19 protein-coding genes are annotated in these 20,655 nt (G+C 43.3%); 17 read left to right on the plus strand and 2 right to left on the minus strand.

The window, feature by feature from the left end:
* Positions 1 to 261: 261 nt before the first annotated feature.
* The 4 genes from ACSSTM_RS12825 to cydC are packed head-to-tail and all read left to right on the plus strand — an operon-like array spanning position 262 to position 6,139.
* Positions 262 to 1,677, plus strand: a complete 1,416-nt coding sequence (locus ACSSTM_RS12825) for a cytochrome ubiquinol oxidase subunit I (RefSeq protein WP_034660442.1) — start codon at positions 262 to 264, stop codon at positions 1,675 to 1,677.
* Complete coding sequence (gene cydB / locus ACSSTM_RS12830; RefSeq protein WP_012011719.1) at positions 1,664 to 2,680, plus strand: cytochrome d ubiquinol oxidase subunit II; 1,017 nt, start codon at positions 1,664 to 1,666, stop codon at positions 2,678 to 2,680. The genes ACSSTM_RS12825 and cydB overlap by 14 nt, the downstream gene beginning before the upstream one ends.
* On the plus strand, positions 2,680 to 4,416 hold the full coding sequence (gene cydD / locus ACSSTM_RS12835; protein WP_034660441.1) for a thiol reductant ABC exporter subunit CydD: 1,737 nt from the start codon (positions 2,680 to 2,682) through the stop codon (positions 4,414 to 4,416). The genes cydB and cydD overlap by 1 nt, the downstream gene beginning before the upstream one ends.
* Positions 4,406 to 6,139: a thiol reductant ABC exporter subunit CydC gene (cydC, locus tag ACSSTM_RS12840; protein WP_034660440.1), complete on the plus strand. Its 1,734-nt coding sequence runs from the start codon at positions 4,406 to 4,408 to the stop codon at positions 6,137 to 6,139. The genes cydD and cydC overlap by 11 nt, the downstream gene beginning before the upstream one ends.
* Before the next feature lie 57 nt (positions 6,140 to 6,196).
* On the opposite strand, the gene ACSSTM_RS12845 is transcribed toward cydC, so the two are convergent.
* A complete protein-coding gene (locus tag ACSSTM_RS12845) occupies positions 6,197 to 7,207 on the minus strand; it encodes a pectate lyase family protein (protein ID WP_429677460.1) in 1,011 nt (336 codons plus the stop codon).
* Between the two features lie 510 nt (positions 7,208 to 7,717).
* On the opposite strand from ACSSTM_RS12845, the gene sigY reads away from it, so the two are divergent.
* The 13 genes from sigY (at position 7,718) to ACSSTM_RS12910 (ending at position 19,009) form a co-directional block, all read left to right on the plus strand.
* Positions 7,718 to 8,251: an RNA polymerase sigma factor SigY gene (sigY, locus tag ACSSTM_RS12850; protein WP_034660439.1), complete on the plus strand. Its 534-nt coding sequence runs from the start codon at positions 7,718 to 7,720 to the stop codon at positions 8,249 to 8,251.
* Entirely contained in the window at positions 8,248 to 8,559 is a 312-nt protein-coding gene (locus tag ACSSTM_RS12855; protein WP_034660438.1) for a YxlC family protein, read from the plus strand. The genes sigY and ACSSTM_RS12855 overlap by 4 nt, the downstream gene beginning before the upstream one ends.
* Positions 8,556 to 8,768, plus strand: a complete 213-nt coding sequence (locus tag ACSSTM_RS12860; protein WP_034660437.1) for a hypothetical protein — start codon at positions 8,556 to 8,558, stop codon at positions 8,766 to 8,768. The genes ACSSTM_RS12855 and ACSSTM_RS12860 overlap by 4 nt, the downstream gene beginning before the upstream one ends.
* 314 nt (positions 8,769 to 9,082) lie before the next feature.
* The gene (gene gdhA / locus ACSSTM_RS12865) at positions 9,083 to 10,453 is read left to right on the plus strand and encodes an NADP-specific glutamate dehydrogenase (protein WP_095285627.1); all 1,371 of its coding nucleotides are present in this window, start codon (positions 9,083 to 9,085) and stop codon (positions 10,451 to 10,453) included.
* A gap of 83 nt (positions 10,454 to 10,536) precedes the next feature.
* Positions 10,537 to 10,650: a hypothetical protein gene (locus ACSSTM_RS12870; protein WP_008345567.1), complete on the plus strand. Its 114-nt coding sequence runs from the start codon at positions 10,537 to 10,539 to the stop codon at positions 10,648 to 10,650.
* A gap of 123 nt (positions 10,651 to 10,773) precedes the next feature.
* On the plus strand, positions 10,774 to 12,156 hold the full coding sequence (locus ACSSTM_RS12875; protein ID WP_095285628.1) for a copper amine oxidase: 1,383 nt from the start codon (positions 10,774 to 10,776) through the stop codon (positions 12,154 to 12,156).
* 70 nt (positions 12,157 to 12,226) lie between these two features.
* Entirely contained in the window at positions 12,227 to 12,841 is a 615-nt protein-coding gene (locus tag ACSSTM_RS12880; RefSeq protein ID WP_095285629.1) for a class F sortase, read from the plus strand.
* Between the two features lie 237 nt (positions 12,842 to 13,078).
* On the plus strand, positions 13,079 to 15,022 hold the full coding sequence (locus ACSSTM_RS12885) for a BglG family transcription antiterminator (RefSeq protein WP_095285630.1): 1,944 nt from the start codon (positions 13,079 to 13,081) through the stop codon (positions 15,020 to 15,022).
* A gap of 122 nt (positions 15,023 to 15,144) precedes the next feature.
* Positions 15,145 to 15,450, plus strand: a complete 306-nt coding sequence (locus ACSSTM_RS12890) for a PTS sugar transporter subunit IIB (RefSeq protein ID WP_034660433.1) — start codon at positions 15,145 to 15,147, stop codon at positions 15,448 to 15,450.
* 14 nt (positions 15,451 to 15,464) lie between these two features.
* Positions 15,465 to 16,814, plus strand: a complete 1,350-nt coding sequence (celB, locus tag ACSSTM_RS12895; RefSeq protein ID WP_060597567.1) for a PTS cellobiose transporter subunit IIC — start codon at positions 15,465 to 15,467, stop codon at positions 16,812 to 16,814.
* A 26-nt stretch (positions 16,815 to 16,840) separates the two neighbouring features.
* On the plus strand, positions 16,841 to 17,167 hold the full coding sequence (locus tag ACSSTM_RS12900; RefSeq protein ID WP_095285631.1) for a PTS lactose/cellobiose transporter subunit IIA: 327 nt from the start codon (positions 16,841 to 16,843) through the stop codon (positions 17,165 to 17,167).
* Entirely contained in the window at positions 17,164 to 18,492 is a 1,329-nt protein-coding gene (locus ACSSTM_RS12905; protein WP_034660430.1) for a 6-phospho-beta-glucosidase, read from the plus strand. Before ACSSTM_RS12900 ends, ACSSTM_RS12905 begins: the two co-directional genes overlap by 4 nt.
* A gap of 118 nt (positions 18,493 to 18,610) precedes the next feature.
* Complete coding sequence (locus ACSSTM_RS12910; RefSeq protein ID WP_034660737.1) at positions 18,611 to 19,009, plus strand: hypothetical protein; 399 nt, start codon at positions 18,611 to 18,613, stop codon at positions 19,007 to 19,009.
* Positions 19,010 to 19,323: 314 nt separating this feature from the next.
* Here ACSSTM_RS12910 and ACSSTM_RS12915 read toward each other — a convergent pair whose 3' ends face one another.
* Complete coding sequence (locus ACSSTM_RS12915; protein WP_095285632.1) at positions 19,324 to 20,415, minus strand: branched-chain amino acid aminotransferase; 1,092 nt, start codon at positions 20,413 to 20,415, stop codon at positions 19,324 to 19,326.
* Between the last annotated feature and the right edge of the window lie 240 nt (positions 20,416 to 20,655).

The following is a 20,655-nucleotide window of genomic DNA, read 5'->3' on the forward strand; positions in this document are numbered from 1 at the left end:
CTTTGACAAAGTATTCAAACAACTGACACAATACCATCCAATTTTTAGGTAAAATTTACTTTATTTTTGAAGCGCATGGGTGTAAAGTACAGGTATAAATAACTAACCGAATGAAAAGCAAGAGTAAAATTTCACCGAGTAAACCATTTCAAACAGGCTATTATTTGTGAATCATTGAACAAATAGTGAATATTTTGTGAAGTGGTGAGCATAGATGTTTCGAATCATTCGGCATGTGAAAGTAAGGGAGGATGTAAGGCTGTGAGTGAGCTGTTTTTAGCAAGATTTCAATTTGCTTCAACGACATTATTTCATTTTATTTTTGTACCTATGTCAATAGGTTTGGTGTTTATCGTCGCCTTGATGCAGACCCTTTATGTCGTCAAGAAAAAAGAGATTTATAAAAAAATGGCGAAGTTTTGGGGTCATCTATTCTTACTCAATTTTGCAGTAGGTGTGGTGACAGGGATTTTGCAGGAATTCCAGTTTGGGATGAACTGGTCAGATTATTCAAGGTTTGTCGGTGATGTGTTTGGTGCACCGCTTGCCATTGAAGCGCTGTTGGCCTTTTTCCTTGAATCTACATTTATTGGACTTTGGATATTCGGCTGGGATCGTCTGCCGAAGAAGATTCATTTATTGTGTATTTGGCTTGTTTCTCTTGGTACGATCTTTTCGGCGTTTTGGATTCTACTCGCCAACTCATTTATGCAAGAGCCAGTTGGATTTGTCATTAAAAATGGCCGCGCAGAAATGAATGATTTTGGCGCTCTTGTAACGAATCCGCAGCTTTGGGTTGAATTCCCGCACGTTCTGTTTGGTGCGCTGGCTACAGGTGCATTCTTTATTGCAGGAGTTAGTGCCTATAAAATGATCAAAAAACAAGAAATCGCCTTTTTCAAAAAATCATTCCAGATTGCCATGGTCCTCGCTTTAATTTCTGGCTTAGGTGTGGCGTTCTCTGGACATGATCAAGCGAAGCACTTAATGAAATCACAGCCGATGAAGATGGCAGCAAGTGAAGCCCTTTGGAAGGATAGTGGAGATCCAGCGGCTTGGACACTATTTGCCAATATTGACACAGATAAAAAAGAAAACTCTTCGGAGATCAATATTCCGTTTGCTTTAAGTTACTTGGCTTATCAGAAGTTCAGTGGAGATGTGCCAGGCATGCTGACACTTCAAAAAGAATATGAAGCAAAGTTTGGCCCTGGAGACTACATTCCGCCAGTGAAAACAACCTTCTGGAGCTTTAGAATCATGGTTGGTGCCGGAATGCTGATGATTTTTGCCAGTATGATTGGCTTGTACTTGAGCTTTAGAAAGAAACTCGAAACGAACAAATGGTTTTTACGCTTCATGGTAGGGATGATTGCGTTCCCGTTTATTGCGAACTCAGCTGGCTGGATCATGACTGAAATTGGGCGTCAGCCGTGGACTGTCTTTGGTATGATGACGACGGCTCAATCGATTTCGCCAAACGTATCGTATGGCATGCTGTTATTCTCAGTCATTAGCTTTACGACGATTTATCTGATCCTTGCCATCTTGCTTGCCTACCTATTCATTCGAGAAATTAAAAAAGGTGCACATTCGGAAGAGGATACAGATCAAAAGGATGAAACGGACCTGTCTACAGATCCATTTGATGGAGGCGCATATCATGGCATATCTTAACGAGATTTGGTTTATTCTTGTCGCAGTATTGTTTGTTGGATTTTTCTTCTTAGAGGGATTTGATTTTGGTGTTGGGATGTCCATGCAGCTGCTTGGAAAGGATGCGCACGAGCGCCGCATTTTAATTAATACGATTGGCCCTTTCTGGGATGCGAATGAGGTCTGGCTGATTACAGCTGGGGGCGCTATTTTCGCTGCATTCCCTCACTGGTATGCCACGATGTTCAGTGGATACTATATACCATTTGCGGTTCTCCTCTTAGCGCTCATTGGGCGCGGAGTCGCCTTTGAATTCCGAGGGAAGGTTGAGAAAGCCTCTTGGATCAAAGCATGGGACTGGGTCATCTTCTTTGGCAGTCTGCTGCCGCCGTTTTTACTCGGTGTGCTATTCACAAGTATTTTACGCGGGATGCCAATTGATCAAGACATGAATATGTATGCTGGTTTTACGGATTTTGTGAACCTTTATTCAGTGATTGGCGGGTTAGCTGTGACGGTTCTTTGCCTTCTGCACGGATTGATTTTCGTCACACTACGTACAGAGGGTGATTTAAGAGATCGTGCAAGAAAGCTTGGCAAGCGTGTCCTGCTTATTGCGCTGCCAGTTCTTGTCCTATTTGTCGGTGTATCTATCATGGAAACAGACATTTATACGGTACGCCCGATCATCACCATTCCGTTAACTGTCCTGATTGTGGTTTGTTACGTCGCGGCTCTATTCTTTATGAAAAAAGAACGTGATGGCTGGACATTCTTATTCACAGGTGCAGGCATCATGGTGACAGTGACGATGCTTTTCACTGCATTGTTCCCGCGCGTCATGATTAGCTCAATCAACCATACGTTTGATCTTACCATTCAAAACGCTGCATCCGGATCATATTCACTGACGGTGATGACGATTGTTGCCATTTCTTTGCTGCCCTTTGTGCTTGGGTATCAAATTTGGAGCTATTACGTCTTCCGTAAACGTGTAAGCGGTAAGGAGCCAATGACCTACTAATGGATAAACGTTTGCTTCAATTAAAAGGAATGAGGGGGCTTCTCGCCCTCTTAGGTATTGTGTCACTCATCCAAGGAGCAAGTATTATTTTCCAAGCACAGTGGCTGGCACATGCCATTACTACGCTGTTTGACGGGAAAAGCCTTTCGCAGGCAGCGCCTTATGTCCTGCTGTTTCTTGCTGCCTTTCTGGTGCGGCACGGTCTCACCTTGATTCGGGAGAAGGTCATGTTTACCTACTCTTCCCGAATTGGAGCAGACGTCAGAAAACAGCTGTTAGACCAACTCTTTCGTTTAGGTCCAGCTTTCACAAAGAAAAAAGGTACAGGAAAGCTTGTCACATTAGCGATGGAGGGGATTGCTCAATATCGTCAGTATTTACAGCTATTTTTACCGAAAATGGTGAACATGGCAGTGATACCGGCAATGGTCCTCATCTATGTTTGGACGTTAGACGAAACATCTGCTGTCATTTTAATCGTGACGCTGCCGATTTTAATTATTTTTATGATTTTGCTAGGCCTTGTCGCTCAGCGTAAAGCGGCCAAACAATGGAGATCGTATGAGAAATTATCCAATCATTTTACTGATTCTCTCCGCGGCCTTGAAACGCTTCGTTACTTAGGCATTAGCAAAAAACATTCCCGCAATATCGGGGAAGTGTCAAAGCGATATCGAAAGGCGACCATGAGTACGCTGAAGGTTGCATTTCTTTCATCATTTGCGCTTGATTTCTTTTCCATGCTGTCGATTGCAACTGTCGCTGTCTTTCTTGGCTTGCGATTAATTGATGGAGAGCTTCTGTTATTGCCGGCTCTGACCGCGCTCATGCTGGCACCGGAATATTTCCTGCCAGTACGTGAAGTGGGAAATGATTATCATGCGACGCTAAATGGAAAAGAAGCGTATGAGGCGATGCAGGTCATTTTAGAAGAAAAGGGCTTCCGCGCGCAGGAGACACAATCAGTGCAACTAGATGAGTGGAATGAACAGTCTGCGCTCACCCTGCAAGATGTTAGTGTCCAGCATGACGAACATGCCCCTTATTCGATTCAGGATGTAGACCTCACTGTCAAAGGGAAGAAAAAAATCGGAATCATTGGTGCCAGTGGTTCAGGGAAATCGACGTTAACCGATGTGCTCGGCGGCTTTGTTGAACCGACCTCAGGTCAAATCACGTTAAACGGCAAGCCGCTTGTTCATTTACAGATGAAGGAATGGCAAAAGGAAGTCGTCTATATGCCGCAGCACCCTTATTTATTTCACATGACATTGAGAGAAAACATTCGTTTTTATGAACCGCATGCCACAGATGAAGAAGTGGAAAGAGCTGTCTGTGAAGCTGGCTTATCTCAGCTCGTAGCGCAGCTGCCAAATGGTCTCGATGAGGTCATTGGAGAACAGGGAAGAGGACTAAGCGGCGGACAGGCGCAAAGAATTGCGCTTGCGCGAACGGTGCTGGGCCAGCGGTCAATTATGCTGTTAGATGAACCAACGGCGCATCTCGATATTGAGACAGAGCATGAATTGAAGAAAACAATGCTTCCGCTGTTTGAAGATAAACTTGTGTTCTTAGCGACACATAGGCTTCATTGGATGCCAGACATGGATGAGATCATTGTCATGGATCAAGGAACGATTGCAGAAATGGGTACACATGAATCATTGATGCAAAGAAAAGGCGTGTATTATCAATTAGTACAGGAGCAGATGGGGGCGGTCACACATGGTCAGTAAGGGCTGGTTTATACCTTATATCAAGGAGAATCAAAAGCTGTTTGCGCTGGTTTTATTTCTAGGGGCAATTGCAGTATTCTCTGCTTCTATGCTGATGTTTACGTCAGGATTTCTCATTTCAAAAGCTGCCACAAGACCTGAGAATATACTCATGGTCTACGTCCCAATTGTAGCTGTACGGACCTTTGGTATTTCACGCTCAGCTGCCCGCTATGCAGAAAGACTGGCGAGCCACCAGCTCATTTTGACAATGATTGAAAAAATGCGTGTGCGTCTGTATGACATGGCTGAACGAAGTGCGAAACAGACAAAGCTGGGTACAGGTGAAATGCTTGGACTCTTGTCAGATGATGTCGAGAGACTGCAGGACGCCTATTTAAAAACCATCTTTCCATCCATCGGTGCGCTGCTTTTATATGCCGCATCGATTGGGGCACTTGGTCTATTCTCGTGGCCCTTTGCTGGACTGATGCTGCTTTATATGGCACTTCTCGTATTCGTTTTTCCATACGTCACAGTGCTAGTGAACCGGGCGAGACAAATTCAAATGAAAAAAGGCAGAAATGAACTGTACAGCCATTTAACAGATGCAGTCATGGGCGTTAGTGACTGGCTGTTTAGCGGCAGGCAGAAAGATTTTGTTGATGAATATGAACAGAAAGAAGCGCAGCTGTTAGCGCTTGAAGCAGCCAAGCACCGGTTTATCCGTCTGCGCCAGTTTTTTGCCCAGCTTATGATTGGAGGAGCTGTCGTGTTTGTCGTGTATTGGAGCGGTTCGGTCGTTCAGTCAGGCTCGATGTCACACACACTAATTGCAGCCTTCGTGCTTGTGCTGTTTCCGTTAACAGAAGCCTTTCTTCCACTCTCAGATGCAGCAGGTGATATTCCAGTCTATCAGCATGCTGTCAGCAGATTAAATCATTATGAAAAGCTTTCGTATGAAGGAGAATCAGAGCGCAAGACAGTGGATCATTCAGCTATTTCTCAAGGTGAAGCTGTCTGTTTTGATCAAGTGTCCTTTCGGTATGATTCGCACCAATACGTGCTAAAGCACCTCTCATTTTCACTGAAGCAAGGGGAATCACTTGCTCTCTTAGGAAAAAGTGGTGCAGGAAAATCGACTATTTTGAAATTGTTAGAAGGAGCTGTCGTGCCAAATCAAGGAGCTGTCAGTATCCAGGGAAAACCGGTAGAAAGCCTTCGAGAAACCGTGTCCACCTATGTGTCAGTGCTCAATCAACAGCCGTATTTATTCGATACCTCTGTTTTAAACAATATTCGCTTAGGCTCTCCAGATGCGACAGAAGAGCAAGTAAAAGAAGCGGCGAGACAAGTGCAGCTGCACGATACCATCGAATCCTTGCCAGAAGGTTATCACACCGGTGTGCAGGAGACAGGGGTTCGTTTCTCAGGTGGAGAAAGACAACGGATGGCATTAGCCCGGATTTTGCTGCAAAACACCCCGATTGTTGTATTAGATGAGCCCACCGTCGGACTTGATCCGCGCACAGAGCGTGAGCTGCTTGAAACCATCTTTCGTGTGTTAAAAGGAAAAACGGTCATTTGGATTACCCATCATCTCACTGGCTGTGAGGCATGTGACCGCATTATGTTTATTGAAGATGGACAAATTGAGATGCAGGGGGAGCATCAGGATTTACTGAGAGAAAACCTGCGCTATCAAAAATTGTATGAGATGGATCGTCCATTTTCTAAAATATAAATAAACGAAATAACAAGAACGTTCGGACAGAGATCTCTGCCCGAACGTTTTGTGGTTTTAAGGGTTTACCTTTCCAACACCAGCATTTGATACCACTTCTGATTTGACATTGTTTACGTTAAGCAAAGAGTAGTTATAAGGAGGGTTGTACGTACCTGTTGAAGACGTTGGCAGACTGCCTGTGCTGTTAATAAATGAGTTGTTGATGACATGCCATGTACCGACTTGACGGCTGTCCCAGCTGCCGATCGCATTATTTGTATTTTCAAATACGTTGTGCTCAATTCTCATCTTCGCGCCCATACGAGAGTTGATCGCTGTGGTATGAATGCCTTTATAGTAGTTGTTATACACATGACCTTCCCCGTAGCGCATAGAAGGTACACGAGAATTCAGGTTTTCAAAACGGTTGTTATGGAACGTGATTTTTCGGTTGTAGTTGTCGTTATCAGAGCTGCCCATGAGCATCGTTTTCCAGCTGTCATGTACATAGTTCCATGAGAAGGTAATATAGTCGGAGTCTTTTTTCACATCAAATAATCCATCATAATCATCTTTCCCAGAGTTTAATGTGTTGTACAGCTCATTATGATCGACCCATACGTTTTTAGAAGCGCCTTCGATTCCGATGGCATCCTTGTCACCGATGTTACTGTGATGGATTTTCAGGTTGCGGATAATGACGTTATTGGAACGCCATACTTTGATACCAATTCCATTAAATTCACCTTTCGTGCCTTTGCCGACGATCGAGACATTGTTTGTATCTTTCACATCGATTTTATTGGCAGATGTATTAGAAGGGGCAATCGTCCCGTCGACAACAATTTTTAATTTTTCGTTTGTTCCTTTACTTTTGAGGGCAGCCAATAGTTCATTTCCAGTTTTGACTGTGACGGTTTTACCGCCTTCACCGCCTGTTGTACCGCCATTTAATGTGGAGAATCCTTGTTGATTAAAATTGGCCATAATAGAAGGGCTTTCTGGATACTTGGCTGCCGCTTTTGCCTCCCCATTAGGTGCAAATAATGAAGTCACGAGACCAACCGCTAACACACCAGCTAACATTGGAACTTTTTTCTTCAAAGTCAACATCTCCATTCTATTTCGTTTTAATGTAAACGTTTCCAAAAATAAGCTGCAATTCAACTGCTCCCCCTTTCTTCGCCAGTATCGCCTTTTTCGGAATGTAGGAAGAGCATAGCACGCAAAAAGGTATCATCGGCTAAGAATTGGCGCTGTGTATTCCATGATTTTCTAGGAAACTAAGGCCATGATTATTTTATTTTCATCTAAATGAGACAAGGATCATTGACGATAGGTATTGGGATGACCTAGTGATTATGAGGGAGAGGCTCTTCGCTTGATAGAAAATCAAGATGATTACGAACGCACCATTTTGTTAGGGACGAAAGAATGTCATAATCATTACATAAGAAAAAATTGGATATAAAATGAATCAAATACTGGATCAACAGGGAGAAAAGGAGCCAAGTTAAAAAAATTAAGTCTATTTTGAACGATGTCGTCATCCGTGTCGTCACATGAATAAGAGAAGAAAAGGAAGGAGGGGTGTGTTTGGAGCAGACAGAAGAGACATTATTGATTCAGCGGGCAAAACAGGGAGACGATGCTGCATTTACAGCCCTTTATCGTCATCATTATTCCTTTCTTTACCGTTATATAATGAAGCTCACCCTTCAAGAAGAGCTGGCAGAAGAAATCATGCAAGAAACGATGCTGAAAGCGTACATGAAACTTTCTTCATTTAGAGGAGATTCCTTATTTTCAACATGGCTCATTTCCATTGCATCTAGACAATTTTTAGATCACCAGAAGAAAAGAAAACGTGAACAATTAAGAGAAGGGAAGGCGAATCAAGAGACCATACGCCGCTTCAAATGGGACATTCAGCAAAAGGGCCGCACATGGCATGAGATGTGGGATGCTCTAAACGAATTGAAGGCACAGGAGAGAGCACCGATTATTTTGCACTATTATTATGGCTTTACTTATCCAGAGATTGCTTCAATGCTCGGTATGAGAGAAGGCACTGTGAAGTCGAGGGTTCATCATGGATTAAAGAAAATTCGAAAGGAGTGGTCTCAATGAAGGAAGATCAGTTCACCGAACGTTTAAAGGAAGAGTTACAGCAGCTAGATGAACAAATTGAAGTGAAAGAGCCAAGTGAGCAGGCTGTCATGATGATGCTGAAGCAGGCAAAGGAACAAGAGAAAAGGCGTTTTAAACAAGAAGTACTGGCGTACGTTCTCATCAGTCTGACCATTCTGGCACTATTTGTCGCTGCCATCACCCATTTGCCTATCATCTTCATTCTTCTTCAAGTAGTGAGTGTGCCGCTCTGCGTCGTTGTCGGCATCAAGGAATATCAACACATTAAAGGAGGGTCTTCCTTATGAGTCAGACGGAGATGATCATCTTATTGTGCGCATTGCCGTTATTGTTTGCGCAGGGGTTTCTTTTATTTATGGATGCAAAGAAAAGAGGGCGCTATAAGTGGTTTTGGGGCATTGTCGGTTTAATTAATTTCCCATCGTCTTCTATTTTATATTGGCTTTGTGTCGTGTACCCTGATCGAAAGAAAGATGAGAAGATCCGAAAAGATTGAGCGGACGGCCTATAAAACTTTAGGCCTTTTTTTCGGGTTGAAGATCAACTAGAAATCATTCATGATTCATCTATTTGTTAAAGAGTGCGGGATATATAACGTCTAAATCATCATTTCTAGCACAATAGTCATTCTGCAAGAGATACTTTCTAAAAACGATTGCTGCAGCTGCTTGATCCATCTCAAATCGGCATCATTTTCATCTGTTATCAGTATTGATCAGATTTTACAAATGGTGTTAAATTAATCTCAATATGCGTTAGAAAATCTAACAGGATAAATGTGTGAAGATATACAAAGGAGGCAGAAGAGACATGTTGACCTTAGATCGAGCAGCACAAACAGCACAAAGCTACATCGACCGTGTGTTAGAGGAGGTGGAAAAACGAAATCCTGGTGAGGAGGAATTTCAGCAAGCCGTAAAAGAAATTCTAGAATCACTCGTTCCTGTTTTTGCAAAACACCCAGAGTATGAAAAACAGGGCATTTTAGAACGACTCATTGAGCCTGAGCGGCTTGTGGTATTTCGTGTACCTTGGGTAGATGATGAGGGGAAAGTACAAGTCAATCGGGGGTTCAGGGTTCAATTCAATAGTGCCATCGGTCCTTATAAAGGAGGCATTCGATTCCACCCATCTGTCAATGCAAGCATTATTAAGTTTTTAGGATTTGAACAAATCTTTAAAAACGCACTGACTGGTATGCCGATCGGCGGGGGAAAAGGTGGATCAGATTTTGACCCTAAAGGGAAATCTGATGGAGAAATCATGCGTTTCGTCCAAAGCTTTATGAGTGAACTCAGCCGATATATTGGACCTGATCAAGATGTACCAGCAGGTGATATTGGCGTAGGGGCACGCGAAATTGGCTATATGTTCGGACAGTACAAGAAAATGCGCGGTGCTTATGAGGCGGGTGTGCTCACAGGGAAAAGTCCTGGATTTGGAGGCAGCTTAGCGAGAAAAGAAGCGACAGGCTATGGACTGGTGTACTTTATGGAAGAAATGTTAAAAGCGCATGGACTGCAATTTGAAGGGCATTCAGTTGTTGTGTCTGGATCAGGGAATGTGTCTATTTATGCGATGGAAAAGGTCATGGAGCTAGGCGGTAAGGTCGTTGCTTGCAGTGATTCAAGCGGAGCGATTTATGATCCTCAAGGCATTTCACTTGAGACCGTGAAGCAGCTAAAGGAAGTGAGCAATCAACGGATTGGGGCATACATAGACATTCACCCGCATGCCGAATTGATTGAAGATTGTGAACAAATTTGGTCTGTTCCTTGTGATATTGCGCTTCCATGTGCAACGCAAAATGAAATATCTGAGATGCAAGCGCAGCAGCTCGTGGAAAATGGTGTCATTGCGGTAGGAGAAGGAGCTAATATGCCCTCTACTCTTCAGGCAGTCAAAGTGTTTGAACAGAATGATATTCTATTTGCGCCGGCAAAAGCGGCGAATGCTGGCGGGGTAGGTGTCTCAGCACTGGAAATGGCACAAAATAGTGCAAGAATGTCTTGGACATTTGAAGAAGTAGATGATCAGCTGAAACAAATGATGCAGACGATTTATCGTCGGTGTACAGAGACAGCAGACGAATATGGACACTCTGGAAACTTAATCGTAGGAGCAAATATTGCAGGATTTCGCAAAGTGGCAGATGCGATGATCGCACAAGGCGTGATTTAACTCCTGCTCTCCCGCACCTGTTTATTTCATGACAAGATGGGGAATCGTCCTTGTAAGAATGACAATAAGGAGGCGCGGGAGAAATGAAAAAATGGCTGAAACAAATTGTCAAATGGGCACCAGTGATTTATCCAGTGGTGAGGAAAATATATAAAGAGCGAAAAGCATCTAAAAGTCGTAACGTATCAGCCGGATAATCCGGCTTTTTTTATGCAAGCATTACCGATTGTGTCCTGAACGAAAAAATAATAGATTTGAATGATCCAAGTCATGCCTCACTCCGTTAAGTACATAACAAACGGAAAGAGGAAGAAAAACAGATGAACATGAAAAAAGCGATTTTAACCATTCCACTTAGCGCAGCATTACTATTTCCGGCAGCTCATAGCGCAAGTGCACACGAAGGACATATGCATGGAGAGGCAAAGAAGACATCTTCGTCACAAGAGGTGTCAAACAAAGCAACCGATCTTCGAGCAGCACTAGACCAGTTATTTTCGGAGCATGCCTACTTAGCAGTCATCACAATGCAAAAGGGAATTGACGGTAGCAAAGATTTTAAACAAGCAGCGGCAGCGCTAAATGACAACACAAATGACTTATCGGAAGCCATCGCTTCTGTGTACGGAAAAAAAGCAGGGAAACAATTCAAAGACATTTGGTCAAGTCATATCGGCTACTTTGTTGATTATGTACAAGCAACGGCAAAGAAAGATGAAGCAGGTAAAAAGAAAGCAGTTAAGCAGCTTGACCAATATCGCATGAAACAAGCTGATATGCTCGATCAAGCAACAGACGGCAGATTGAAAGCTAGCGAACTAGAAGAAGGCTTAAAAATGCATGTCAATGAACTGTTAAAAGCGTTTGATAGCTACACTGAAAAGGATTTTGATACGACCTATGAAACGGTTAGAAAATCCATTCATCATATGTTTGAAGTCGGTAAAGGCGTATCGTGGGCGATCACAGATCAATTTCCTGGGAAATTTGATCACAAATCAGTCGACACACCAGCAGCAGACCTTCGTGAAGATTTAAACTACTTGTTCTCAGAGCATTTGGCGCTTGCGGTCGTTGCTATGCAAAAAGGAAATGATGGCAGCAAGGACTTTGATCAAGCAGCGGCAGCTTTGAACGAAAACACAAATGATTTATCAGATGCGCTTGCCTCTGTTTATGGCAAGGATGCAGGAAAACAATTCAAAGACATTTGGTCAAGCCATATCGGTTACTTAGTTGATTATGTCAAAGCGGATGCATCAGGAGACAAAGAAGCGAAAGAAAAAGCGGTGAAAAACTTAGATGCGTATCGAATGAAGCAAGCGGAATTTCTAGATCAAGCGACAAATGGACGTTTGAAGGCAGCAGATTTAGAGGCTGGCTTGAAAATGCATATTGATGAGCTGATCAAAACATATACGTCTTACCATAATGGCGAATATGATCAGCTTTATCCAACAGTGAGAGAAGCGTACGGTCATATGTTCATGGTCGGTCAAGATGTCACAGCAGCAATTGTTGATCAGCATCCTGAAATGTTCAAATCCAAGATGCCTAATGAAATGCCTAAAACAGGTATGGGAGGTACAGCCGGTCCTTTAGGTATGTCATATGAAGCATTTGCGGGAATGATCGCAAGTTTGATCCTAGCCGGCGGTGCAGCGGGTGCGTTCTTCCTTACTCGCCGTAAGACATCAAATTAAGCTCGTATAAAAAGGAAAGGGGAACGTGCACAATCGTGCCGTTCCTTTCTTTAAAAGGAGGCAGACTGACTTGATAAGGTGGTTGTTTGGTCTTCTGATGCTTCTCATCATCACGGGCTGCGCATCACAATCTATGGATGATTCGTCATCCTCTAAAACAACCTCATCTCCTGAAAAAATGACAACAAACCAAGCCGCAAAACAGTCTCATTCACAAGACATGTTAAAAGACGAACCGTCTGGTATTGTCCCGGCTGAAATTGCGATTCCGGCGATTGATGTCAAAGCAAAAGTGGAGAAAACAACTTTATCAAAGGATGGCAGTATGGGCGTCCCAAAAAATACGGACAACACAGCTTGGTTTAAAGATGGTCCAAAGCCAGTAGATAAAGGAAATGCCGTCATGAATGGCCATGTTGATAATAAATGGGGACCTTCTGTTTTTTATCGATTAAAGGAGCTAAAAAAGGGAAACAAGGTAATCGTGACGTCCTCGTCAGGAAAAAAGCGAACTTTTGAAGTGATCAAAGTGCAAAGCTATCCGCGTGAAGAAAAGCCGAATGCGTTTTTCGGGTACGCTTTTACACGGAATCTCAATTTCATTACGTGTACAGGGACATTTGATCATGCAGCAGGGACTCATGAAAAGAGACTGGTTGTCTTTACCCAGCTGATCCCTTCATAAAAAAGGCGATGACACGGAGGTGTAGCGCCTTTTTTGATGGTTTCTGCCAGAGTCCTACAAAAAGATTCATAGGTCATTAGGTATGGTTTGTTGTATAAATAGGGGCGTTTGTCATATAAATGAGTTGGCAATTTTTATTTCTTTTCAGTAGAATATGAGTAATGAAGAGAACTGCAAGCGTATACACCCTGTCCAGACAAGGCAGATTCTCCACCCTTACATAAGGAGGCCGATCTGATGCTGAGTAAAAGACTGGCGCACATCTTAAGTCAGCTCATGGCAGCGGAGACCCCGCTCACAAGCGCTGCGCTTTCTGTCAGCTTACAAGTGACAAGCCGCACCATTCGTACAGACATCAAGGAACTGAACGACCGTCTCGCTCCTTATCAAGCGGCTGTATCAGCTGTTCGAGGAGCTGGCTATGAGCTGTTGATCAACGATGAGAATGCCTTTCGCCGTTTTATGAAAGAGGAGGTCGAACAGGAAGAGCCACTGGCTGTTCTGCCGGAGGAGCGCGTTCGGTTTATTTTAAAGAAGCTGCTTCTCGCAGAGTCTTATGTGAAACTGGAAGACTTACAGGGCCAGCTGTTTATTAGTAAATCGACGATGAGTAACGATATGAAATGGGTCAAACGCAAGCTTGAGCCATTTGATCTGAAGCTGGATGCGAAGCCGAATAAAGGCTGCCGAATCAAAGGATCGGAGATGAAAATTCGTTATTGTATGTCAGAATATTTATTCAATGAACGCCGTTCCTGCCAAACGATGCTGAACACAGCAGTCACCATTTTGCCAAAACATGAATTGGAATTGATTCAGAAAACAATGATTGATTATATCAATGAAGAAAGAATGAATCTATCAGACATTTGCATGAATAATTTAATCGTTCATGTTGCGATTGCCTGCAAACGGATTAGACACGGAAACTATGTATCTGTTTTGCCAGAGGAAATCAATGAGATACCACAGGCAAAGGAATATAAGGTCGCTAAAAAAATGGTGGAATGCCTTGAAGGACTGCTGGACGTCTCTTTTCCACAAGAGGAGATCGTCTATATCGCCATTCATTTATTAGGAACAGCCAAAATGGTACAGTCCTTTTCATCGAGTGGTCAAAAACAAATTGTGGATGATGACACGAGCCGTCTTGTTCAGCTTATGCTCCAAGCCATTGATCAAAAACTGCAGCTTGATTTAGCCGGCGATGCGGAATTAATGATTGGACTGAGTCTGCACTTAAAGCCAGCCATGACCCGGTGTAAATATGGAATGAACTTAAGAAATCCGATGCTTGATGAAATAAAGGCGGGGTATCCACTTGCTTTTGAAGCAGGTATTATCGCCAGCAGGGTCCTAGAAGAAGAGGAGGGGCTGAGTATTCATGAGAATGAAATCGGATATATGGCGCTTCATTTTGGTGCGGCTTTAGAGCGGAGGAAAATGGAGATTCCGCCGAAGCGATGTCTCATTGTCTGTGCATCTGGTGCAGGGAGTGCAAGGCTGCTTCAGGATCGTTTGCGGTCACAATTTGGGTCAAAACTGACCATTTTAGGAACAGCAGAGCTTTATTCGTTTCCGCATGTGTCTTTACATGCCCTGGATTTGATTATTACAACGGTCCCGATTCAGATGGATTTACCGATTCCAGTCATACAAGTAAACACCATTTTAGGAGGCGGCGACTTTTTAAAAATTGAAGAAGCCCTGACGAGTGAAACAAGGGTGACATTGGCCTCTCAATATATGAAAAAGGAATTGGTCTTTACAAAATGCGCCTTTCAAACAAAGGAAGAGGTCATCACCTTTCTCACGGAAAAAATCATCGATATGGGTTTAGCACCAGCAGAGCTTACACCTTCTGTGATGGAAAGAGAAGAGGCTGCTCCTACATCCTTCGGGCATTATACAGCCATTCCGCACCCTATGACGCCGCTGACAGAAGAGACGTTTTGGGCGATATGTACATTAGAAAAACCGATCATATGGGGAGAGAAAAAAGTTCAATTTGTCTGCTTGCTTTGTGTCGAAAAAGAGAATGCCAAAGATTTAAAAGGGATGTACCGTCTGCTGGGCGAGCTTGTGCATAATGTGAAATTCATTCAGCATCTCATCGCCTGTGATACATTTGAAGACATGCTGGATACCATGTATAAAAAGGTCCCTTCGTACAAGAACTAACAGTGTGATCTTAACTTTTTCCGCTTCCTAAAGGAAAAAGTATAGGTGTTTATGAAAGCGGTTTCATAATATGATGAATGTGTAAAGAAAAGCTTCACACTTTCAAAAGGGGGCGTTTACACATGAACATCTTATTGGTTTGTGCAGCAGGTATGTCAACAAGCTTACTAGTAACAAAAATGGAGAAAAGCGCACAAGAACAAGGAAAAGACTATCGTATTTGGGCAGTATCTGGAGATTCAGCAAAAAGTCATATTGATCAAGCCGATGTGCTTTTATTAGGACCACAGGTTCGATATTTATTACCACAAATGAAAAAGCTCGGAGAAGAAAAAGGAATTCCAGTCGACGTCATTAATACCGTGCATTATGGCGTATGTAATGGGGCTGAGGTTTTAAAATCTGCTGAACAGTTAGTGAACGGATAAAGGAGGCGGAAGGGATGAATGGATTCAACCGATTTCTAGAAGAGAAGGTCATGCCGTTTGCAGGGAAGATTGCCGCTCAAAGACATTTACAAGCATTGCGTGACGGAATTGTTTTAACCATGCCTCTCATTATTGTCGGTTCACTGTTTCTCATTTTAGCCAACCTTCCGATCCCAGGATACAGCGATTTTATGGCAAGTATCTTCGGAGCTGAATGGGCCACGAAACTATCCTATCCTGTTAATGCAACCTTTGACATTATGGCACTTGTTGCCACCTTCGGGATTGCCTACAGGCTTGCTGAAAAGTATGCAGTGGATGCCCTATCATCTGGTGCGATCGCTGTTGCAGCTTTCCTTTTGGCGACACCATATCAAGTTCCTTTCACACCTGAAGGCTCAACAGAAGCCATCCTAGTAGGTGGGGGAATTCCAGTCACATTGATGGGCAGTAAAGGGTTATTCGTTGCCATGATTATTGCCATGCTTTCAACTGAAATTTACCGATTCATTGTCCAGCGGAATATCGTCATTAGGATGCCTGATGGTGTACCGCCAGCAGTGAGTAAATCGTTTATCGCACTTATTCCAGGTTTTGTGGTCATCACGCTGATCTGGGTCGTTAGACTTGTGATTGAGATGACACCATTTGAGAGTATTCATAATATCATCACGGTCTTAATTGGCACACCGCTTTCCATTCTTGGTGGAAGCTTAGGCGGAAGTATTGTCGCCATTGGTGTGCAAATGCTCCTCTGGGCATGTGGTATTCACGGAGCAACCATTGTCGGCGGCGTCATGGGCCCAATTTGGCTCGGTGCGATGGATGAGAACCGTCTCGCATTCCAAGCAGGAGAAGTGCTGCCAAATATCTTCACAGCGCAGTTCTTTGAAATCTTCATCAATGTCGGCGGAAGCGGTGCAACGCTTGCTTTAGTGCTGACGATGATCTTACGTGCCAGAAGTAAACAAATGAAACAGCTTGGCCGACTTGCCATTGGGCCAGCCATCTTTAACATCAACGAACCGATCATTTTTGGAATGCCGATTGTCATGAACCCAATGCTTCTCATTCCGTTTATCCTTACGCCAATCATGATGATCATCACCACATATATCGGAATGAGCACAGGACTTGTAGCAAAACCAGCGGGGATTGCTGTTCCATGGACGATGCCGCCCATCATTTCAGGCTATCTCGCCACAGGAGGCAAAATCTCTGGTGCTGTCATGCAGCTGATTAACCTGGCGTTGTCATTCGCTTTATACTACCCATTCTTTAGAATGTGGGATAAGCAGAAATTAAAAGAAGAAAGTGAGCTAGAAACAAAAGCATCAACTGATGAAAATGTCGTCAGCATGTAATAGAGGAAACAAGGGGGATGCGGCCGATGGAAATGGAACAAATTGTGTTTCAACTCATCTTACATGGCGGGAATGGCAGAAGCTCTGCGATGGAGGCCATTACAAGTGCAAAGCAAGGAAACTTTGATGAGGCGAAGCAAAAATTGCAGGAAGCACAAGACGCGTTAAATGAGGCGCATCACGCACAGACAGAGCTGATCCAAGGAGAAATTAGAGGAGAAAAGACCGACATCAGTCTCTTAATGATCCATGCACAGGATCATCTCATGAACGCAATGACCGTCAAGGAACTCGCGGCGGAAATCATCGAGATCCATGAAAAAATGAAGCAACTCGGAGGTGTCAATTCATGAAAGATGGAATCAAAATTGTCACAATAGGCGGAGGATCGAGCTATACGCCTGAGCTTGTCGAAGGGTTTATCAAACGATATCATGAATTGCCTGTAAAGGAATTATGGCTAGTGGATATTGAAGCGGGTCAGGAAAAGTTAAACATCGTGGGCGCTCTCGCGAAACGCATGGTTGAAAAAGCCGGTCTGCCGATTGAGGTACACCTGACGCTTGACCGCCGGGAAGCCCTGAAGGACGCAGATTTCGTGACGACACAATTTCGTGTAGGACTGCTGGAAGCACGGGCAAAAGATGAGAGAATCCCGCTTAAATACGGCGTCATCGGTCAGGAAACGAACGGACCAGGCGGTTTATTTAAAGGTCTTCGGACCATCCCGGTCATTCTAGACATCGTGAAGGATATGGAAGAACTTTGTCCAGATGCATGGCTTGTGAACTTTACAAATCCGGCAGGCATGGTCACAGAAGCTGTGCTGCGCTACACAAATCTAAAAAAAGTAGTCGGTCTATGCAATGTACCAATTGGGATCAAAATGGGGATTGCCAAGGCGCTTGATGTGGATGTTGAGCGAATCGAGGTACAGTTTGCGGGCCTCAATCACATGGTCTATGGGTTAGACGTGTATTTAGACGGGGTCAGCATCATGGATCAAGTGCTCGATGAATTGGGAAATCCGAATAGTCAGTGGTCTATGAAGAACATTGAAGCGAAAAACTGGGAACCTTCTTTTGTGAAAGGCTTAGGGGTGATCCCATGTCCGTATCATCGCTATTACTATAAAACGAAAGATATGCTGGAAGAAGAGCAAAAAGCGGCCCAAGAAAAAGGAACAAGAGCAGAGGTTGTACAGCAAGTCGAGCAAGAATTATTTGAGCTCTATAAAAATCCTGATTTATCGATTAAACCACCGCAGCTCGAAAAAAGAGGCGGGGCGTATTACAGTGATGCGGCATGTAACTTAATCAGCTCCATCTATAATGATAAGCATGACATCCAACCTGTCAATACAGTGAACAGAGGGGCGATTGCCAGCATTCCGGCTGAATCAGCGGTTGAAGTGAACTGTATCATTACGAAGGACGGACCAAAACCAATTGCGACGGGCGATCTGCCTGTAGCTGTGAGAGGGCTCGTTCAACAAATCAAATCATTCGAGCGTGTGGCAGCAGAAGCGGCTGTAACAGGAGATTACGAGACGGCTCTTGTGGCGATGACGATTAATCCGCTTGTCCCATCTGATGAAATTGCAAAGCAAATTTTAGATGAAATGCTCGAAGCGCATCGTGAATATTTACCGCAATTCTTCAAATCAGTCAAAGCGTAAAACAAAATGGCCCCTTTATGGGGTCGTTTTTTATCATTGCCCCATATGGAAATTCGAGAAAGAAGTGTATGATAGAAAAAAACAGCATGTATGGCTTCAAAGAAAGGACGGTTTGAATATGGTTGCAATTGGTTTAATGCTTTACGGCTTTATCGTTCAACCACTGATGAGTTACGGCACAGTGGTCTTGTTTTTGTATGGCATCATTGCTTCATTTATTGGTCTTATTCGTCATAGACAGTATGTGTGGATTTATGTTCTCCGCCTGCTCGTTTGTTTTACCATTCCAGTGACCAACCTGTTGATGTATTTCGCAACGATTGGTGGAGATGAAAGAGACTTTGATTTCCAGCCCATGCCGCTTGTTTATTATCTTGTCTTTATCCTAGAAATCATCATCGTCTTTTTACCAGAGATCTTTTTACTGATCGAAAGAAAGCGGAGCATAAAAAGGAAACAGTGGATATATGCAGGGGCGATTGTGGGGGTATCGGTCTTGTTTTGGTGCACGATTTGATGGGCGGCTGACTGGACATCTAAGTCTATTTCGCCTTTTTGTTGTGTAGCCTCTTTCGTCTAACCTTTACAAAAGTAATGGAAAGAACAAGGATAAAAATCCCGAGAACCTTAAATAGAAACCGGGTGAGGAACGGTGAATCGTCGAAACCTGTAGCTATGATCATCGATCCGATGCAAATACCTAAGAACGCTAGTAAATAAGTAAAAAACATACCATCACTCCTTATACGTATGATTACCATTATAAGGTATATTGGAGGGGTAAATAAACAAAAAAAGAACCCTTCATGACTGAAAGGTTCTTTTACATGCTTATGTCTGCTTAACGACCGAGTCGACTTCTACTGTCCAGCCGAAGATATCTGGCTGTGTTCCTTTTTGAATACCGGTAATGGCCTCATACAATTTCTTCGATACTTCACCTGTTTGACCATCTTGAATCACATATGGCTGATCGTGATAAATTAATTCCCCGACAGGAGAGATGACGGCCGCCGTTCCAGTTCCAAAAATTTCTTCAAGCTCACCTGATTGATGTGCTTCAATTAACTCATCAATCGAAATTTTACGCTCTGTCACTGGAATACCCCAATGTTTTAACAGCTCAAGTACAGAGTTACGGGTGATGCCTTCTAAAATGCTGCCGTTCAATTCAGGCGTCACGATTTCTCCATTGATTTTAAAGAAGATATTCATACTCCCGACTTCTTCAATGTACTTTTTCTCGACTCCATCAAGCCAAAGAACCTGTGAAAAGCCTTTGGTTTCAGCGACTTGCTGTGCCTTGAGGCTTGAGGCGTAGTTTCCAGCTGTTTTGGCATTTCCTGTCCCGCCCTTAACGGCACGGACAAATTCGTTTTCAACTGCAATTTTGACCGGGTGGATGCCTTCTTTATAGTAAGATCCCACTGGAGATAAGATAATCAGCAGCTTATACGTGCTTGACGGCGCAACGCCTAAATACGGCTCAGTGGAAATAATGAATGGACGGATATACAAGGAAGTGCCCTCTGCATCAGGTACCCAATCCTTATCAATGCGAATGAGTTCATTTAAGCCCTCTAAAACCGTTTCTGTATCAATTTGCGGGATACACAGGCGGTCATTGGATCTGTTTAAGCGTTCCATGTTCTTTTCCGGACGGAATAAGAGAATTTTCTGATCCTTAGAAACATAAGCTTTTAAGCCTTCAAAAACAGATTGCCCATAATGGTAGACCATCGAAGCTGGGTCCATTGGAATGGCCTGATAAGGTATAATTCTGGGATCGTACCAGCCTTGATCAATGGAATAATCCATCACAAACATGTGATCTGTGAAGATTTTTCCGAATTCAAGTTGATCAGATTGAGGTTTTGGTTTTTTTGTTGAACTAAGTTCAACGCGGATGGGTTGTTTTGGCATCGTAAATCTCCTTGCTGTTTGATTATTTGAAAATTCTAATAATATGAAATAATTATGATTCTATTCTATACCTTCACAAAATATTAGCAATAGCTTTTCTGGAATTCAGATAAGAAAAATCTGTTAAAGCGCTTTCCTTCTCTCTGCCATCAGTCTGCCTCATGTCACCCCTTTTTAATAAAGAAATAAAATCCAAATGCATTATTAACTGATTAATCTGACAATTTAAAAGCGGATGAT

Source organism: Bacillus sp. RK1064 (genome assembly GCF_051488405.1).
Lineage (GTDB): Bacteria > Bacillota > Bacilli > Bacillales > Bacillaceae > Bacillus.

What these genes read in the sequence shown, in the direction of transcription:
- ACSSTM_RS12870 (WP_008345567.1), top strand. Translation starts at nt 10,537, where the DNA reads ATGAAAAAATGGCTGAAACAAATTGTCAAATGGGCACCAGTGATTTAT.
- cydC (WP_034660440.1), top strand. Translation starts at nt 4,406, where the DNA reads ATGGTCAGTAAGGGCTGGTTTATACCTTATATCAAGGAGAATCAAAAG.
- ACSSTM_RS12885 (WP_095285630.1), top strand. Translation starts at nt 13,079, where the DNA reads ATGCTGAGTAAAAGACTGGCGCACATCTTAAGTCAGCTCATGGCAGCG.
- ACSSTM_RS12905 (WP_034660430.1), top strand. Translation starts at nt 17,164, where the DNA reads ATGAAAGATGGAATCAAAATTGTCACAATAGGCGGAGGATCGAGCTAT.
- cydD (WP_034660441.1), top strand. Translation starts at nt 2,680, where the DNA reads ATGGATAAACGTTTGCTTCAATTAAAAGGAATGAGGGGGCTTCTCGCC.
- ACSSTM_RS12875 (WP_095285628.1), top strand. Translation starts at nt 10,774, where the DNA reads ATGAACATGAAAAAAGCGATTTTAACCATTCCACTTAGCGCAGCATTA.
- ACSSTM_RS12910 (WP_034660737.1), top strand. Translation starts at nt 18,611, where the DNA reads ATGGTTGCAATTGGTTTAATGCTTTACGGCTTTATCGTTCAACCACTG.
- ACSSTM_RS12890 (WP_034660433.1), top strand. Translation starts at nt 15,145, where the DNA reads ATGAACATCTTATTGGTTTGTGCAGCAGGTATGTCAACAAGCTTACTA.
- ACSSTM_RS12845 (WP_429677460.1), bottom strand. Translation starts at nt 7,207, where the DNA reads ATGTTAGCTGGTGTGTTAGCGGTTGGTCTCGTGACTTCATTATTTGCA.
- ACSSTM_RS12855 (WP_034660438.1), top strand. Translation starts at nt 8,248, where the DNA reads ATGAAGGAAGATCAGTTCACCGAACGTTTAAAGGAAGAGTTACAGCAG.
- celB (WP_060597567.1), top strand. Translation starts at nt 15,465, where the DNA reads ATGAATGGATTCAACCGATTTCTAGAAGAGAAGGTCATGCCGTTTGCA.
- ACSSTM_RS12860 (WP_034660437.1), top strand. Translation starts at nt 8,556, where the DNA reads ATGAGTCAGACGGAGATGATCATCTTATTGTGCGCATTGCCGTTATTG.
- ACSSTM_RS12915 (WP_095285632.1), bottom strand. Translation starts at nt 20,415, where the DNA reads ATGCCAAAACAACCCATCCGCGTTGAACTTAGTTCAACAAAAAAACCA.
- gdhA (WP_095285627.1), top strand. Translation starts at nt 9,083, where the DNA reads ATGTTGACCTTAGATCGAGCAGCACAAACAGCACAAAGCTACATCGAC.
- cydB (WP_012011719.1), top strand. Translation starts at nt 1,664, where the DNA reads ATGGCATATCTTAACGAGATTTGGTTTATTCTTGTCGCAGTATTGTTT.
- ACSSTM_RS12900 (WP_095285631.1), top strand. Translation starts at nt 16,841, where the DNA reads ATGGAAATGGAACAAATTGTGTTTCAACTCATCTTACATGGCGGGAAT.